This is a genomic window from Vibrio sp. GJ43-1, from assembly GCF_055808835.1.
The window spans coordinates 3,034,402-3,051,116 of the sequence record NZ_CM147884.1; the positions used below are offsets into that span (position 1 = coordinate 3,034,402).

Below are 16,715 nucleotides of genomic sequence, written 5' to 3' on the forward strand. Positions count from 1 at the left end.
GAAAAGGTACTGAATCTATGGCAAGTGTAGGTCTATTCTTTGGTAGTGATACTGGTAATACAGAAGCTATTGCAAAGATGATCCAAAAACAATTGGGTAAACAGCTCATTCACGTTCAAGATATCGCGAAGAGCAGCAAAGAGGATATCGACAACTTCGACTTACTTCTTCTTGGTATCCCAACTTGGTATTACGGCGAAGCTCAAGCAGATTGGGATGACTTTTTCCCTGAGCTTGAAGGCATCGATTTCTCAACCAAGCTTGTGGCTATTTTTGGCTGTGGTGACCAAGAGGATTACGCTGAGTATTTCTGCGATGCTATGGGTACGGTACGTGACATCGTTGAAGCCAAAGGCGGCACTGTTATTGGTCACACTTCAACAGATGGCTATGAGTTTGAAGCGTCGAAAGCCCTTGTTGAAGGCGACGACTCCCAGTTCGTAGGCCTTTGCATTGATGAAGATCGTCAACCTGAACTGACTGACGAACGTGTATCTACGTGGACGAAACAACTCTATGAAGAGATGTGTCTTGCCGAGCTAGAAGACTAATAATAAACAGCCTCCTTCGCGGAGGCTTTTTATTGACTTACCTATCGCCAATCTCTTCATTTCCCTTCACGACGTTATCACCTCTTCCTCACTGTTCTCCGATGCGCGATATTTTGGTTTTTTCCGGATATAGAGTTTTCGTTGAATCGTCGCCACCACATCACCACTGTCATCTTTAATGTGTGTGACAAACTCCGGGAAGCATTTTTCACCGCTCGCGGTTTTTTCCGCTATCTCATCGAGCATGTTTTGTGTAACAACAAATTCCGCCTCAAGGCATGAAAAGCCTGGTTTAACAAAGTTAATGCTCGCCTCTTTGTCCCATACATAATACTGCTCACGTAAAATACCCATTAACATCAGTGAGTAAATTGGGTCCGTCATGGAAAAAATACTTCCCCCAAATTGAGATCGATTCGCGTTTTTGTTCCACCACCGCAATTTCAAGCGCACCTTTACCGTTCGAAAGTCTTCACTGATGTCTAAAATTCTAATTCCTGCGCCCCAAAAAGGCGGCCATATATTTAAAGCAAACTTAACGTTGTTAGGCTTGTATATTTTGGCCAATCGTTTATCCATACTCAGTAACCACATCCATCTGCAATTTAGTTTCACATGTAAACAAATTGTAACTGGTCAGACGTGTATGTAAAGTGACCGAGTTCGAGTTCTATGTTAATAGTTAGTAACCCCTTGAACTTCGTGGTTTATTGTTAAGCCTTAGTACCCTATAATGAACACAGATTATTGACATCTGTTTATTGCTGCAGATCATCACAGGAAAGTATATGTCAGACAATAACAAAGCACTTAAAGATGCTTAAGCCTTAAAGTCACACTGCCTAGACTAAAGATTCTAGAAGTATTACAAAAGCCTGAATATCAGCATATTAGTGCTGAGGATTTGTACAAAAAACTCATTGATTTGGGTGAAGAAATTGGATTAGCCACGGTTTATCGTGTCCTTAACCAATTCGACGATGCAGGTATCGTGACTCGTCACCACTTTGAAGGTGGTAAATCGGTTTTTGAATTATCAACTCAACATCACCATGACCACCTAGTTTGTCTTGATTGTGGCGAAGTTATTGAGTTTTCTGATGAAATGATTGAAACTCGCCAAAAGGAAATTGCGGCAAGATACAATATTGAATTGACCAATCATAGCCTATATTTGTACGGGAAATGTGTTGGTGGCGCTTGCAAAGAGAACCCTAAAGCTCACAAACCAAGCTAGTACTAATTCAAGAACGTGATTCAAAAAAACCAGCTCATGAGCTGGTTTTTTTATTCGTAGAGAACTTTAATTAAGCTCTCTACGATCGGTTTGAACAGTGGCGTTAATTGGTCTCGATTTTCGCCCAAGTATCACGCAGCCCCACCGTGCGGTTAAACACAAGAGCGTCTGGCTGTGAGTCCTTGCTATCAATACAGAAGTATCCTGTACGCTCAAACTGGTAACCTTGGTCAGCCGTCGCCAATGCTAAACTCGGCTCTACGAAACCATTTAGCTCAACCAATGACTCTGGGTTAATTGTCGCAGCAAAGTTGTCTTCCGCCGCAGGGTTCGCAACAGTAAACAAACGATCGTAAAGACGGATCTGAGCGGGTAGACCTTTATCAGCAGAAACCCAGTGAATCACACCTTTCACTTTACGGCCATCTGCCGGGTTTTTACCCAAAGTCTCGTCATCGTAACTACAGAAAATAGTCGTAATGTTACCTTCGGCATCTTTCTCGATACGTTCCGCTTTAATCACATAAGCGCCGCGTAAACGAACTTCTTTGCCAAGCACTAAACGCTTGTACTTCTTGTTCGCTTCTTCACGGAAGTCATCACGCTCAATCCATAGTTCACGAGTAAATGGAACTTCTCGACTACCCATCTCTGGTTTATTGGGATGATTCGCAATATTCAGAGTTTCCACTGCATCAGCCGTAAAGTTATCAATCACCACCTTTACTGGCTCTAACACAGACATAGCACGAGGCGCGTTTTCATTTAGATCATCACGGATACAAGATTCCAATGAACCAAATTCAATCATGTTCTCTTGCTTAGTGACACCTATGCGCTTACAAAACTCACGAATAGATGCAGGCGTAAAGCCACGACGACGAAGACCTGAAATCGTCGGCATACGCGGGTCATCCCATCCATTTACTAAGTTTTCAGACACAAGCTGGCTAAGTTTACGCTTAGACATCACCGTATACTCAAGATTCAAACGGCTAAACTCGTATTGGTGAGGCTGGCAGTCAATCGTAATATTCTCGAGAACCCAGTCGTACAAACGACGGTTGTCTTGGAATTCAAGTGTACACAATGAGTGAGTGATACCCTCAAGCGCATCAGAAATACAGTGTGTAAAGTCGTACATCGGATAGATGCACCACTTATTACCTGTTTGGTGATGTTCAGCAAAACGTACACGGTACAAAACCGGGTCACGCATCACCATAAATGATGAACCCATGTCAATTTTGGCACGCAAACACGCTTTACCTTCAGCAAAGTCTCCGGCGCGCATCTTTTCAAATAGCGCAAGGTTATCTTCAGCGCTGCGATCGCGATATGGGCTTGCTTTACCTGGCGCCGTTAATGAACCACGGTATTCACGGATTTGCTCTGGACTTAACTCATCAACATAAGCTAAGCCTTTGTTAATTAGTTCAACGGCATAGTCATACAACTTATCGAAGTAGTTCGATGAATAGCAAATGTCACCAGACCAATCAAAGCCCAACCAGCTCACATCATTCTTGATCGATTCAACGTATTCAACGTCTTCTTTTTCAGGGTTCGTATCATCAAAACGTAAGTTACATTGGCCTTGATAGTCCTGAGCAATACCGAAGTTCAAACAAATAGATTTCGCGTGACCGATGTGCAGGTAACCATTCGGTTCCGGCGGAAAACGAGTATGCACGCTAGTATGTTTGCCATCGGCTAAATCTTTATCAATGATTTGGCGGATAAAGTTCGATGGACGAGCCTCAGCTTCACTCATCTATAACACCTCTATGGTTTAGTATTGTCAGATTGTATAAGCTCCAATGATCCACAATTCTTCGGAAAACCACAACAATAACTCGCACTTTATAAGGATTATTTTCACTTATCCCTTTGCTCAATACTAATCTTACGGTACCAAACAAAAAAAAACCTCTCCGAAGAGAGGTTTATTAACTTATTTTTTTAAGACCGATGTTCTTAAAACTTAAGCTTTTTAAGGCCTAAACAACTTAGTTAGGTTTTAGCCTAAGGAAGTTTAACATCAGATAGGTCTTCACCAGCACCGATTGCTTTCATTTCACCAGCAACGATTTCCGCTAGAGGACCAAGGATAACTTGTAGGTTATTTTCACCTAGTTTAACAACACCTTTCGCGCCAAGCTTCTTAAGTACAACTTCGTCAGCGACTGAGCGGTCTTTTAGAGTAAGACGTAGACGAGTGATACATGCATCGATAGACGTTAGGTTATCGTGACCACCAAGCGCTTTTAGGTATTGACGAGCTAGGTCGCCTTTAGGTGCATCACCAGCTGCTGCAGGTGTTGCTTCATCGTCATCTTCACGACCTGGCGACTTCAAGTTGAATGCGCGGATAGCGAAGCTGAAAGTGAAGAAGTATAGAGCACCAAAACCTAGACCGATTAGTAGTAGTACGAATGGTTTAGTCGCTAGACCCCAGTTCAATACGAAGTCAATAAGACCTGCAGAGAAACCAAAGCCGTGTAGTGTACCAAACATGTTAGCAACCACTAGAGACAGACCAGTGAACACGGCGTGCATTGCGTATAGAGCAGGAGCAAGGAACACGAACATGAACTCTAGAGGCTCTGTGATACCAGTTAGGAATGAACAGAATGCTACTGAGAATAGTGCGCCACCAACTTGGCTGCGTTTTTCAGCAGGTGCCGCTAGGTACATGGCAAGTGCAGCACCAGGCAGACCAAACATCATGACAGGGAAGAAGCCGTTCATGAATACGCCAGCGCCTTTATCGCCGCCGAAGAAACGGTGAAGGTCACCAGATTTAACGGTTTCAGTCACTTCTTTCACAGTTGCTGTGATTTCAGGTGTTACTGAGTTAGCAAATTCAAATGTGTGAGTTTGACCAGCAACTAGAGTCTTAGCAAGAGCAGGGTCAACACAAAGTTGTTGGATAGCAGGAAGAGCTTGACCAGCAGCTTGTGCGCCAGCAACTAGAACTTCTTGACATGTACCCATACCGAACCAGAAGTACGAGTTAAGAACATGGTGAAGACCAACAGGGATAAGTGCACGGTTAAGTGTACCGTAAACGAATTGGCCAACAGCGCCAGACGTTGATACCGCGTGTGCTAGTGCATCTAGACCAGATTGGATACCAGGCCAAATAACACCAGAAAGCGCACCAGCAACTAGAGCGAAAAGACCCGCCATAATTGGTACAAGACGCTTACCAGAGAAGAATGCTAACCATTCAGGCAAACGCGTTGTGCTAAATGCGTTGTAAGAGTGACCTGCGATGATACCTGCAAAGATACCGCCGAAGAAAGACATGTTAACGTCTGCGTTAATTGTCGTTGCTGTCGCAGTCAATACAAAGTAAGCCACGGCACCAGCAAGACCTGCTGCACCGTTACCGTCTTTAGAAAGACCGATCGCAATACCCAAACCGAATAGTAAAGGTAGCTCACCAAAAATTGCGCCACCCGCCTGTGCCATAAACGGAATGTCTAAAAGGTCTGGCTGACCCAAACGAAGTAGAAGTGCTGCGATTGGAAGCGTCGCAATCGGAAGCATTAACGCCTTCCCGAGCTTCTGTGCATATCCTAGTATATTCACCGTGTGTTCCCCCTATAGGAATTTAGAATTTTGGACGACTTATTTTAGCCGTTCAATTTAGTCCTACTCAGTTTATGAAATTAATTTTGCTCCGCAAATTAAAACGTCCCCATTTGTGATCATAATCACCAGTTTTCACCAAAATGGAGGCTTTTTGCTAGCGAGATCATAAAACTTATTTTATCATACGAAAAAATGACGAGATCTCGTTAGGATTTCGCTGAAGAGAGTTGGCTCATACCTGGAAAATTTGCGACAAACATCAAAGTCGCCCGGTAGATTCGCACAGAAAAATAACAATAACTCTCATGTAATCATTTAGTTAAAATTAGTTATTTATTAATTTGCAGCTTGCTAAGTATTAAATATGACTCTTTGCTAAGTGACACAAACTAAGTGACTCTAACCGCAAGGTGGCGTCTTTGTTTGGCACTCGCAAAGAGGTAAACCGAATTAAAAACACAAGGATTCGCTAACGATGTATGCATTAACCAATTGTAAGGTCTTCACAGGTAGTGATGTTCTCAATAATCATGCTGTTGTTATCAACGGTGAACAAATTGAAGCAGTCTTACCCATTTCAGAACTGTCTGCGTCTATGGAGCGTATCGACCTTAATGGCGCAAATATCAGCCCAGGGTTTATCGACTTACAACTGAACGGTTGTGGCGGTGTTATGCTCAATGATGAAATTACCGCTGAAACAATCCATACGATGCATCGCGCTAACCTTAAATCCGGCTGTACCAGTTTCTTACCAACGCTTATCACTTCTTCTGATGAAGATATGCGTCAAGCATTGGAAGCGGCGCGTACTTACCAAGACCAGTACCAAAACCATTCCTTAGGACTTCATTTAGAAGGTCCATACCTAAACGTTGAGAAGAACGGCATTCACAGCGTTGACTTTATTCGTCAATCCGATGACTCAATGATCGACTTAATTTGTGAAAATAACGACCTCGTCGCAAAAGTCACGCTTGCTCCGGAACAAAATGCACCAGAGCATATCGAAAAACTACGTAAGGCTGGCATTGTTGTTTCTATTGGCCATACCAATGCCACTTATGCAGAAGCGCGTAAAGGATTTGAGTCGGGCATTACCTTTGCGACTCATTTGTTCAACGCTATGACGCCGATGACCGGTCGTGAGCCCGGCGTTGTGGGTGCTATCTACGACACACCTGAAGTCTACGCTGGAATCATTGCAGATGGTTTCCACGTAGACTACGCAAACATTCGTATTGCGCATAAAGTAAAGGGTGAAAAGCTCGTATTAGTGACCGATGCCACAGCTCCAGCTGGTGCTGAGATGGATTACTTTATTTTTGTCGGTAAGAAAGTATATTACAAGGATGGTAAGTGCGTAGACGAAAATGGCACACTAGGTGGCAGCGCACTCACCATGATTGAAGCGGTTCAAAATACAGTTGAACACGCCGGTATTGCTTTGGATGAGACGCTACGAATGGCAACGCTCTACCCTGCTAAAGCGATGGGACTAGATAACAAACTTGGTCGCATCAAAAAAGGCATGGTCGCAAACTTAGCCATCTTCGATAGAGATTTCAACGTCCAAGGCACAGTTGTTAACGGACAATACGAGCACAATTAAGCATGAATGGCGGACAGATAGGTAACGTAGATTTAGTAAAACAACTTAATAGCGCAGCGGTTTACCGCTTAATAGACCGTCAAGGGCCTATCTCGCGCATTCAAGTTGCCGATGTGAGCCAACTGGCTCCAGCCAGCGTTACCAAAATTACCCGCCAGCTTTTAGAGCGCGGCCTCATTAAAGAGGTCGCCCAGCAAGCTTCAACTGGTGGACGACGAGCAATTTCACTGACCACCGAAGTGGCGCCCTTTCACTCTATCGCCGTTCGTCTTGGCCGTGATTACGTCCAACTTTCCCTGTATAACCTTGGTGGTAATGAACTCGCTTTTGTCCAAAAAGAATTACATTACGCCGATCAAACTGAACTGGCTAACGGCTTACTAACTAACCTGCACGCCTTTCTCAGTGACCATGAACATCGTATCGACCAATTAATAGCAATTGGTATTACTCTGCCGGGACTTGTTAACCCAACGACTGGTGTTGTTGAATACATGCCCAACACCGACATCGATAAACTCGAACTGGCTGATCTCATTCGTTCACAGTTTAATGTCGAATGCTTCGTCGGTAATGATGTGAGAGGCATGGCGTTAGCCGAGCATTATTTTGGCTCTAGCCGAGACTGTCAGGACTCGATTCTAGTCAGCGTACATAGAGGTACAGGTGCCGGGATCATCGTTAATGGACAAGTTTTCTTAGGGTTCAATCGAAATGTCGGTGAAATTGGTCATATCCAAATCGATCCACTTGGCGAACAGTGTCAATGTGGCAACTTTGGTTGCTTAGAAACTGTGGCTGCTAACCCTGCAATCGTTCAACGCGTCAAAAAACTCATCGACCAAGGGTATGAGTCAACGTTAGCGCAAAAAGAAGACATCACCATAGAAGATGTGTGTACGCACGCGCTTAATGGTGACGAACTATCCAAGCAAAGCTTAGTGCGCGTGGGCAACCAATTAGGTAAAGCCATCGCCATGACTGTGAATTTGTTCAATCCACAAAAAATCATTATTGCTTGAGCGATATTACTATGGCGAAAGACATTGTCTTCCCTGCGATCCAGCGTAATGTTGAGAATCAATCGCTCACCACTTTCCACACAGGCCTCCCTATCGTCGCGTCAGAAATAGACAAACAACCAACCATGGGCGCATTTGCCATGATCAAGCGTGCGATGCTTAATGGTGTTCTGTTACAAAAATTGTTAGAAGATTGAGACCTTGTATCGAACCTATCAAATAATAGTTTGATATACTTTGATAAAATGGATGACCACACTTCGGTGTGGTCTTTTTTATAGGCAGAAATTCGTCGTACTTATGGAACTAATACTTGTTACCGTCGCCTTCTTAGCAGGCTTTCTTGCATTAAAGTGTCAACTGCCGCCTATGGTAGGCTTTTTGCTCGCTGGATTTGCACTCCATAGCTTTGGCTTTCAAACTTCTGATACCATCATCACGTTGGCTGATCTTGGCGTCACGTTATTGCTCTTTACCATCGGTTTAAAGCTCGATGTAAAAACCCTACTCTCTAAAGAAATATGGGCCGGAGCCACCATACATAACCTTCTGTCGACCTTCTTATTTGCATTGTTGCTAGTCGGATTAAAAGTACTCGGCGTTTCAAGCTTGGCGACGCTTGAAATCGAGCAGTTGATACTTCTCGGCTTTGCTCTCTCTTTTCAAGTACTGTTTTTGCTGTCAAAACTCTACAAGAAAAAGGAGAACTCAACGCCACCTATGGTACGCTCGCGATCGGTATTCTTGTCATGCAAGACGTGTTTGCCGTCATATTCTTGACCGCATCGACTGGAAAAATACCAGAATGGTACGCTCTCGCTTTGTTTGCGCTGCCACTGGCAAGACCTATCATGTTCAAACTGCTCAATAAAGCAGGCCATGGCGAAATGCTCGTATTGAGTGGTATCTTTTTTGCGTTAGTGATGGGAGCAGGACTGTTCGAAATTGTTGGTATGAAACCGGATCTAGGCGCGCTGATTCTGGGTATGCTACTCGCAGCACACCCTAAAGCATCCGAGCTTTCAAAATCGTTATTTAACCTTAAAGAATTGTTCCTAGTCTGCTTCTTCCTCAATATTGGTCTCTCCGATCAACCCACTATTGAAGGCTTTATACTCGGCGTCCTGCTCTTGTTTTTACTGCCACTCAAAGGTGTACTGTATTTTGTCGTTATCAACGCATTCAAATTCCGCGTCCGTACCAGCTTATTAACCACACTCACACTCTTTAACTTTAGTGAGTTCGGTCTTATTGTTGGAGGACTCGCGTTCAAATTGGGCTGGATTTCTGGTGACATACTGGTCGCATTGGCCATTGCAGTCTCTTTGTCCTTCGTAATTTCAGCGCCACTCAATCGTATGGGGCACCTGCTCTATTTGCGTTCTGCGAAGTGGTTAAAAGAACAAGCGGCCGAAAAAATAAATCTACGTGACCAATTTATTAACCCAGGAGAAGCGCAGGTGTTGATCCTAGGAATGGGAAGAATTGGTACCGGAGCTTATGACGAACTGTATGATCGCTACGGCAAAGTAAGTTTAGGCGTTGAAGTCCGTGAAGACGCTGCACTACAACACCAAAAACAGGGACGTAATGTCATTGCTGGTGATGCTACCGACCCGGACTTTTGGGAACGAATTCTCGATACCGCGCAGGTTAAGCTAGTCTTATTGGCCATGCCTCACCATTTGGGTAACCAAACTGCGCTATCACTTTTACAGCAAACAAACTTTAATGGTCAGGTCGCTGCGATCGCCGCCTATCCTGATCAACTAGAAGAATTAAAAGCGAAGGGAGTTAACGCTGCGTTTAACATTTACAGCGAAGCGGGCAGCGGTTTTGCTCGTCACGTCTGTGAACAACTCAACCCTTCATTGAAATAACCGATAGCATTCTCTTAAACAGACCTTTCTGTTTAAGAGAATGCCCAAAAACGGTCACACCTCACACGCTACATAGATAATATTCACCTAATTACAATAATTATTAAATTTCATTCAACAATGGGTGCTGTTTATTATCTTTTTCGTTCGCTGCGGTTGCTTTTTTTGAGCAGATGGCAAATTGGATTCAAGAGATTTAGATTTAATTAAAAAGGAATTGCTATGTGCTCAATATTTGGCATTTTAGACATCAAGACTGATGCAGCCGCCCTACGCCCAGTGGCGTTAGAAATGTCTAAAAAGCTTCGCCACCGAGGCCCTGATTGGTCCGGCATTTATTCATCGGATAAAGCCATCCTTGCCCATGAGCGTCTAGCGATTGTTGGTCTAAATAGTGGTGCTCAACCACTTTACAGCCAAGATAAAAAACACATCCTTGCCGTTAACGGTGAAATCTATAACCACAAAGAAATTCGTGCACGTTATGAAGACAAGTACGATTTTCAAACGGATTCTGATTGCGAAGTTATTCTCGCTCTTTATCAAGAATTCGGCGCCGATCTACTTGAAGAACTCAACGGTATTTTCGCATTTGTTCTTTATGATGAAGAAAAAGACCAGTACCTCGTGGGACGTGACCACATCGGTATTATCCCTCTGTATCAAGGGTATGATGAACATGGTAACTACTATGTGGCATCGGAAATGAAAGCCCTGGTTCCAGTTTGTAAAACCATCAGTGAGTTCCCTCCTGGTAGCTTTTATCGCTCAGAGGATGCTGAGCCTCAGCGTTATTACTTGCGAGACTGGAATGAGTACGCTGCCGTACAAGGCAACTCCACCAGCAAAGCTGACCTAACCGAAGCATTAGAAGCGGCGGTTAAGCGCCAACTGATGACCGATGTCCCATACGGTGTACTACTCTCTGGTGGCCTTGATTCATCGATCACTTCAGCGGTTGCTAAACGTTTTGCTGCTATGCGAATTGAAGATGATGGCCAATCAGAAGCATGGTGGCCACAATTGCACTCGTTTGCAGTAGGCTTAGAAGGCGCTCCTGACCTTATCGCGGCTCGTGAAGTGGCAGACCAAATTGGTACCGTTCACCACGAGATGACTTACACGATCCAAGAAGGCTTAGACGCGATTCGTGACGTTATTTATCACATTGAAACCTATGACGTGACGACAATTCGCGCCTCTACACCAATGTACCTACTGGCTCGTAAGATCAAAGCAATGGGCATAAAAATGGTGCTTTCTGGCGAAGGGGCTGACGAAATTTTCGGAGGTTACCTTTACTTCCACAAAGCGCCTAACGCTAAAGAGTTCCACGAAGAGACAGTACGTAAGTTGCTGGCACTCAATATGTTTGACTGTGCTCGTGCAAATAAATCTCTTGCCGCATGGGGCGTGGAAGGCCGCGTACCTTTCTTAGACAAAGAGTTTATTGATGTCGCGATGCGCTTAAACCCTGAAGATAAGATGTGTGGCAACGGTAAAATGGAGAAGCACATTCTACGTGAATGTTTCGAGCATTATCTGCCGGAATCCATTGCATGGCGTCAAAAAGAACAATTCTCTGACGGCGTGGGTTACGACTGGATTGATACTCTGAAAGCCGTAGCGGAAGAAAAAGTCACCGATACACAAATGGAAACGGCAGCCTTTAGATTCCCATATAACACGCCAACGACTAAAGAAGGTTACGCGTACCGTGAAATCTTTGAAGAGCTATTCCCTCTAGAATCTGCGGCACACTGTGTTCCTGGTGGTCCATCGGTCGCGTGCTCTTCAGCGAAAGCGATTGAATGGGATGAGTCATTCCAAAACTGTGTCGACCCATCAGGCCGTGCAGTTCAAGCCGTCCACAATGATGCTTACTAAGCGTTAAACGAACCGCTTCGCGATTCTCATAATAAAAAACCAGCCTTTAGGCTGGTTTTTTATTGCGCCGTAGCACATCGCATTAGCCGGGGTGACCATCCACACGCGGTGTCACGAGCATCTTGCCAAAATGGTAGACATACATTGAAAACGCATACGCCCACAACCCGGCACTAACGTCAATCATGGTAAACATATGCTGTGGCCATAACGCCACACCAACACTGCGCAACAACGCCGCCACGGTGATGGCGAGAAAAGGAAGCGTCATATTAGGCCCTTGATAAATCGCCCGTCCTGTATGGCCCATCGTCACTCGGCTGATCATAGCCAGAATTAAACCACCAAGCGCACCCACAGCAAACAAATGTAACATCGCATGCGCCGCAAAGGCATCGGTCAGAAGGCCGCGATAAAGTAAACTTAATGGAATACACAGATACGCTAGCATTAGCGACCACACTAACGGCTCAGATAGCGTTAGCCAAGGCTTCCAACGTAACCACTTCACCAATTGAAAAACGCCTGCAATCAGCATCAACGGCTGACTTAAAGCAGCGAAAGACAACGGGAAAAAGCTTAAGATAAACAATCCCATTAATGGCAATGTCGCTCCCCACTCAATCCAAACTTTGGGTTGTGGTTTGTCGTATTGAAAACGCTTCGCGGCAAAAAATGGAATCACGCGTCCACCCATAATGGAGAGTAGAATCGTAAACCACCACAACATGGCTTGCCACACGGCGCTGCTACTAAAAGGAGGCATCCCTTTAATCGTGGCGTAACTGGCAAAATTGGCGAAAATCGCAAGCAAAAATAGCGGGACAAAAAACAAGTTTTTCCAACCTTTGGATGCATAAACCCGCGTGCCAATTTCATAAGCGGCCAACAAAATAAACCCTGATTCAATCACAGATATTAGCCAAAGTGGGGCCGGAGTCCAAAACAGTACTCGCGGAGCAAGCCACAACACCACCAGCATAAGCAAGCGATGATGTTTCGTCCCATTTACCCCCGTCCAAGTTTGAACAGCCGTCAAAACAAAACCCACGACAATCGCCATTGAAAAACCAAAAATCATTTCATGAGCATGCCACCAGAGCGCAGGGACATGCAGCGCATCAGGTTGACCCTTTTGGAACATGATAACCCAAGCCACCACGGCGAAGATGGCGTATACGCTGCCCATCAGAAAAAACGGCCGAAACCCAAGACGCAACCATGCTGGGATCTTTTCTTCCACTTTTTTGTCTGTAATATTTATCATCGTACTTCACTTAATCATCAATCTAATGACTATAATGCACATTTCATTCCAACATTATTACTTCTTATATAACAGTGCATTAAAAAAAATTAGCCACAAAAGGTGTCATTTAGACACCACAGAAAAGAAGTCAAATAGACCTATACAAATCCATTGGACACGAAACAATGGATAATAAGAAGTATCCGACATTTGTAAAACGTTTACACCTCCGCCTAATTCCCGCTGCTGTTAGTGTCGTGCATCACAAACCCTTTATTTTTGTGAAACATTGTTTGCGATATTTACACAACAAGCGTCTAATTAGTTTATAGATTATAAGAGGTTTCAGATGGCAACGATAAAAGATGTCGCAAAAGAAGCAGGTGTCTCCGTAGCAACCGTTTCTCGTGTGATCAACAAATCACCCAAAGCAAGCGCCGCTTCCATCGCATCTGTGACAACAGCGATGAAAAAACTCGGTTATCGACCGAATGCCAATGCACGAGCATTGGTCAGTCAAAGCACGAATACTGTCGGTGTCCTCGTGAGTGATGTATCCGATCCTTTTTTCGGTACCTTAGTGAAAGCTGTCGATAAAGTCGCGCATCAACACGGTAAGCATATTCTGGTTGGCAATGGTTATCACGATGCTGAAGAAGAGCGAAAAGCCATTGAATTATTAATTAATAGCCGTTGCGATGCACTCGTTATTCACTCTAAATCCCTCTCTGATGAAGAATTAATCCAATACGCTGAAGAAGTCAAAGGGCTCGTTTATATCAATCGTGATATCCCACAACTACCGGGACGCTGTATCTCTTTGGATAACTATAAAGGGGCTTACATCGCCACGGAGCACCTGATTCGTAATGGACACACCAATATCGCCTGTGTCGCATCATCACATAACATTGAAGATGTTGACCAACGCCTTGAAGGCTACCGTGACGCACTTAAAGCGAATAACATTACCTTGTCGGCAAGCTATATCGAATATGGTTCGCCAGACAGCGATGGCGGCGAGAAAGCCATGACCAACTTGCTGACCAAGTCATTACCGATCACGGCTGTCGTTGCCTACAATGATAATATGGCTGCAGGCTCTCTTTCTGTACTCGAAGAGAATCAATACGCCTTGCCAAATCAAATGTCCATCATAGGCTTCGATGATGGACTCATTGCTAGGTACCTGCATCCAAAGCTAACCACTATTCGTTACCCAATACAAATGATGGCAGAAAAAGCGGCGCAAATTGCGTTAGCCCTATCCAAAAGTGAACCTGTAGAAACGGAACCTATGGTCTACTCTCCAACCTTGGTTCAACGCTCTTCTGTCGCTCGAAAAGCTTAATACTGTTGCTCATTACACAGACAATAAAAAACCACGATAAATCGTGGTTTTTTATTGTCACGCCAGCGATGAAAAGTTAAACCGATAAACCGTATGATGCTGATACACCTCATCAAGCTCAAGCATGCCATTACGGCCTTGCCATTCTGGATGGTTTGGCCCGTCGGGGAAATATTGTGTCTCCAATGCAATGCCATGAAGATTCGCATAAGCTTGGCTCACTCCAGGCGCATCATTGAGAAAATTACCTGAGTACACCTGCATCGTTGGTTTAGTCGTTAGCACTTCCATCGTCACATCTCGCTCTGGCGACACTAACGTAGCCACTACCGCTTGCCCATTGATTAACTCAGTGTCGAACACAAAAGAGTGATCGTATCCACCAGCAATCTGTTGATCTGTATCCGTTAGGAAATCACGACCGACTTGTTTTTGTTCTCTAAAGTCAAAACTTGTCGCATCCACTGGTTTGACTTCACCCAGTGGGATCAGATCGTTTCTGGTCGGCAAATATGAATCAGCATAGATTTGCAAGTGATGACCGGTGCTCTTCGCAGAACTCGACTCACCCGCTAAATTAAAATAAGCATGGTTAGTCAAGTTCATCGGCGATGTTTGATCGCAAGACGCTTGGTAGCGAATGGTTAACGCATTATCATCACTAAGATGGTACTCAACTTGAATCCGTGCATTACCCGGAAAACCTTGATCACCGTCTTCTGATAACAAAGAAAAAACAAGAGTTGATTCAGTGTGTGAGTCAATACACCAACGACGTTTATCAAAACCCTCTGCACCCCCATGCAAAGCGTTTTCGCCATTATTACAAGTGACTTGATACCACTTGCCACCTATCTCGAATTGCCCTTTATCAATTCGATTGGCGTATCTCCCCACCACTGAACCAAAATAAGCCCCTTGCTTCACATGTTCCGCCATATTGGGTGAACGCAACAACACTTCTCGTTGTTCTGTCGGCAAAGGGAGTGAGCAACTTAGCCATGTTGCTCCAATATCCATAAAAGATGCCGTCATACCAGATGCATTTTTAAGATGCAGTACCTTCGCTTAAGCAATCCGTCAAACGACGCAGTTTGGATCATAGCGTTTTCAATAGAGCGACAATACTCACTTTCGGTGCTCATTATGAGACTACTCCTGCGCCATCTTTAGCTTGGCAAACGTAAATAGACTCTTTCAGACCAGTTACGGCTTCATACTGCTCTGCTATCGCTGTCGTTACCGTATCAACTAGTGTTGGCGGGATTAACGAAACAATACAGCCGCCAAAGCCACCGCCAGTCATACGCACACCACCTTGGTCACCAATCGCGCCTTTCACAATATCAACAATTATGTCGATTTCTTTCACGGTGATTTCAAAATCATCACGCATCGAAATGTGTGATTCTGCCATTAACTCACCCATACGCTTCATATCACCAGCACTCAACGCTTTTGCCGCTTCAACAGTACGGTCATTTTCAGTGATGACGTGACGCGCACGTTTAGCGACCATTTCATCCAACTCAGCAGCACGCTCATTGAACTGCCCTATCGAGACATCACGCAACGCTTTCACACCAAAAATGCGTGCCGCTTCTTCACATTGCTCGCGACGAGTGTTGTACTCACTGTCTACTAAGCCACGTTTTTTGTTGGAGTTAATGATCACAACTGCCATGTCTCTTGGCATCGATACCGCTTGAGTTTCAAGGCTGCGGCAGTCAATCAACAGAGCGTGATTCTCTTTGCCTTCAGCAGAAATGAGCTGGTCCATAATGCCGCAGTTACAGCCCACAAACTCATTCTCAGCTTGTTGACCATTAAGCGCGACTTCAGCTTGCGTGATTTCTAGGTTATAAAGCGTTTTAAATGTCTGACCGATCACCACTTCTAGTGCAGCAGAAGAGCTCAGTCCCGCACCTTGCGGTACATTGCCAGACACCGATATATCCGCGCCACCAAGTTGATAGCCACGAGCCATCAAGCACTTCACCACACCGCGAATGTAGTTCGCCCACATTTTATCTTGTTGAAAAGTGATCTCTTGGGTGATATCAAACTCATCGGTCGCGTCTTGGTAATCAACAGAGACAACGCGAATGAGATTATCGTCACGCTTTGCCGCAGCAACCACGGTTTGATAGTTAATGGCACACGGTAAGACAAAACCATCGTTGTAGTCAGTATGCTCACCAATTAGATTTACACGTCCAGGGGCTTGAATGAAGTGAGTAGGCTTGTAGCCCAGTATATTCTCAAAAGAGTTTGCTACGCTTTGAATTAGATCTTTCATTTTAGATTCTCTCAATACCTGATGCCT

Annotated in this window: 9 protein-coding genes and 4 pseudogenes; 7 read left to right on the forward strand and 6 right to left on the reverse strand. The window is 44.5% G+C overall.

Going from position 1 to position 16,715, the window contains the following annotated elements:
* The first annotated feature begins 17 nt into the window (after window positions 1–17).
* The gene (gene fldA / locus AC0L66_RS14495; protein ID WP_250615645.1) at window positions 18–551 is read left to right on the forward strand and encodes a flavodoxin FldA; all 534 of its coding nucleotides are present in this window, start codon (window positions 18–20) and stop codon (window positions 549–551) included.
* Between the two features lie 66 nt (window positions 552–617).
* On the opposite strand, the gene AC0L66_RS14500 is transcribed toward fldA, so the two are convergent.
* On the reverse strand, window positions 618–1,130 hold the full coding sequence (locus tag AC0L66_RS14500; protein ID WP_265673772.1) for a DUF4442 domain-containing protein: 513 nt from the start codon (window positions 1,128–1,130) through the stop codon (window positions 618–620).
* A 209-nt stretch (window positions 1,131–1,339) separates the two neighbouring features.
* On the opposite strand from AC0L66_RS14500, the pseudogene fcrX reads away from it, so the two are divergent.
* Window positions 1,340–1,788 (forward strand): annotated as a pseudogene (fcrX, locus tag AC0L66_RS14505) (ferric iron uptake transcriptional regulator FcrX).
* A gap of 103 nt (window positions 1,789–1,891) precedes the next feature.
* Here the strand turns inward: fcrX and glnS are convergent.
* Window positions 1,892–3,562, reverse strand: coding sequence for a glutamine--tRNA ligase (gene glnS, locus AC0L66_RS14510; protein ID WP_265673771.1), 1,671 nt, complete (start codon window positions 3,560–3,562; stop codon window positions 1,892–1,894).
* A gap of 251 nt (window positions 3,563–3,813) precedes the next feature.
* On the reverse strand, window positions 3,814–5,385 hold the full coding sequence (nagE, locus tag AC0L66_RS14515) for an N-acetylglucosamine-specific PTS transporter subunit IIBC (RefSeq protein WP_265673770.1): 1,572 nt from the start codon (window positions 5,383–5,385) through the stop codon (window positions 3,814–3,816).
* 478 nt (window positions 5,386–5,863) lie between these two features.
* Between nagE and nagA the strand changes: the two genes are divergently transcribed.
* The 4 genes and pseudogenes from nagA to asnB all read left to right on the forward strand — a co-directional run bounded on the left by nagA (window position 5,864) and on the right by asnB (window position 11,789).
* Window positions 5,864–7,000, forward strand: coding sequence for an N-acetylglucosamine-6-phosphate deacetylase (nagA, locus tag AC0L66_RS14520; RefSeq protein ID WP_473567777.1), 1,137 nt, complete (start codon window positions 5,864–5,866; stop codon window positions 6,998–7,000).
* Between the two features lie 2 nt (window positions 7,001–7,002).
* Window positions 7,003–8,219, forward strand: a pseudogene (gene nagC / locus AC0L66_RS14525) (DNA-binding transcriptional regulator NagC).
* Between the two features lie 103 nt (window positions 8,220–8,322).
* Window positions 8,323–9,902: pseudogene (locus tag AC0L66_RS14530) on the forward strand (cation:proton antiporter domain-containing protein).
* Window positions 9,903–10,124: 222 nt separating this feature from the next.
* Complete coding sequence (gene asnB / locus AC0L66_RS14535) at window positions 10,125–11,789, forward strand: asparagine synthase B (protein ID WP_265673766.1); 1,665 nt, start codon at window positions 10,125–10,127, stop codon at window positions 11,787–11,789.
* A gap of 82 nt (window positions 11,790–11,871) precedes the next feature.
* Here the strand turns inward: asnB and AC0L66_RS14540 are convergent, their stop codons facing one another.
* Window positions 11,872–13,056 (reverse strand): NnrS family protein, encoded by a 1,185-nt coding sequence (locus AC0L66_RS14540; RefSeq protein ID WP_473567778.1) that lies wholly within the window; start codon window positions 13,054–13,056, stop codon window positions 11,872–11,874.
* A gap of 331 nt (window positions 13,057–13,387) precedes the next feature.
* Here AC0L66_RS14540 and AC0L66_RS14545 point away from each other — a divergent pair, with 331 nt between their 5' ends.
* Window positions 13,388–14,389 (forward strand): substrate-binding domain-containing protein, encoded by a 1,002-nt coding sequence (locus AC0L66_RS14545; protein ID WP_473567780.1) that lies wholly within the window; start codon window positions 13,388–13,390, stop codon window positions 14,387–14,389.
* Between the two features lie 57 nt (window positions 14,390–14,446).
* Here the strand turns inward: AC0L66_RS14545 and galM are convergent.
* Window positions 14,447–15,534, reverse strand: a pseudogene (galM, locus tag AC0L66_RS14550) (galactose-1-epimerase).
* Window positions 15,534–16,688, reverse strand: a complete 1,155-nt coding sequence (galK, locus tag AC0L66_RS14555) for a galactokinase (RefSeq protein WP_473567782.1) — start codon at window positions 16,686–16,688, stop codon at window positions 15,534–15,536. Before galK ends, galM begins: the two are co-directional and overlap by 1 nt.
* Between the last annotated feature and the right edge of the window lie 27 nt (window positions 16,689–16,715).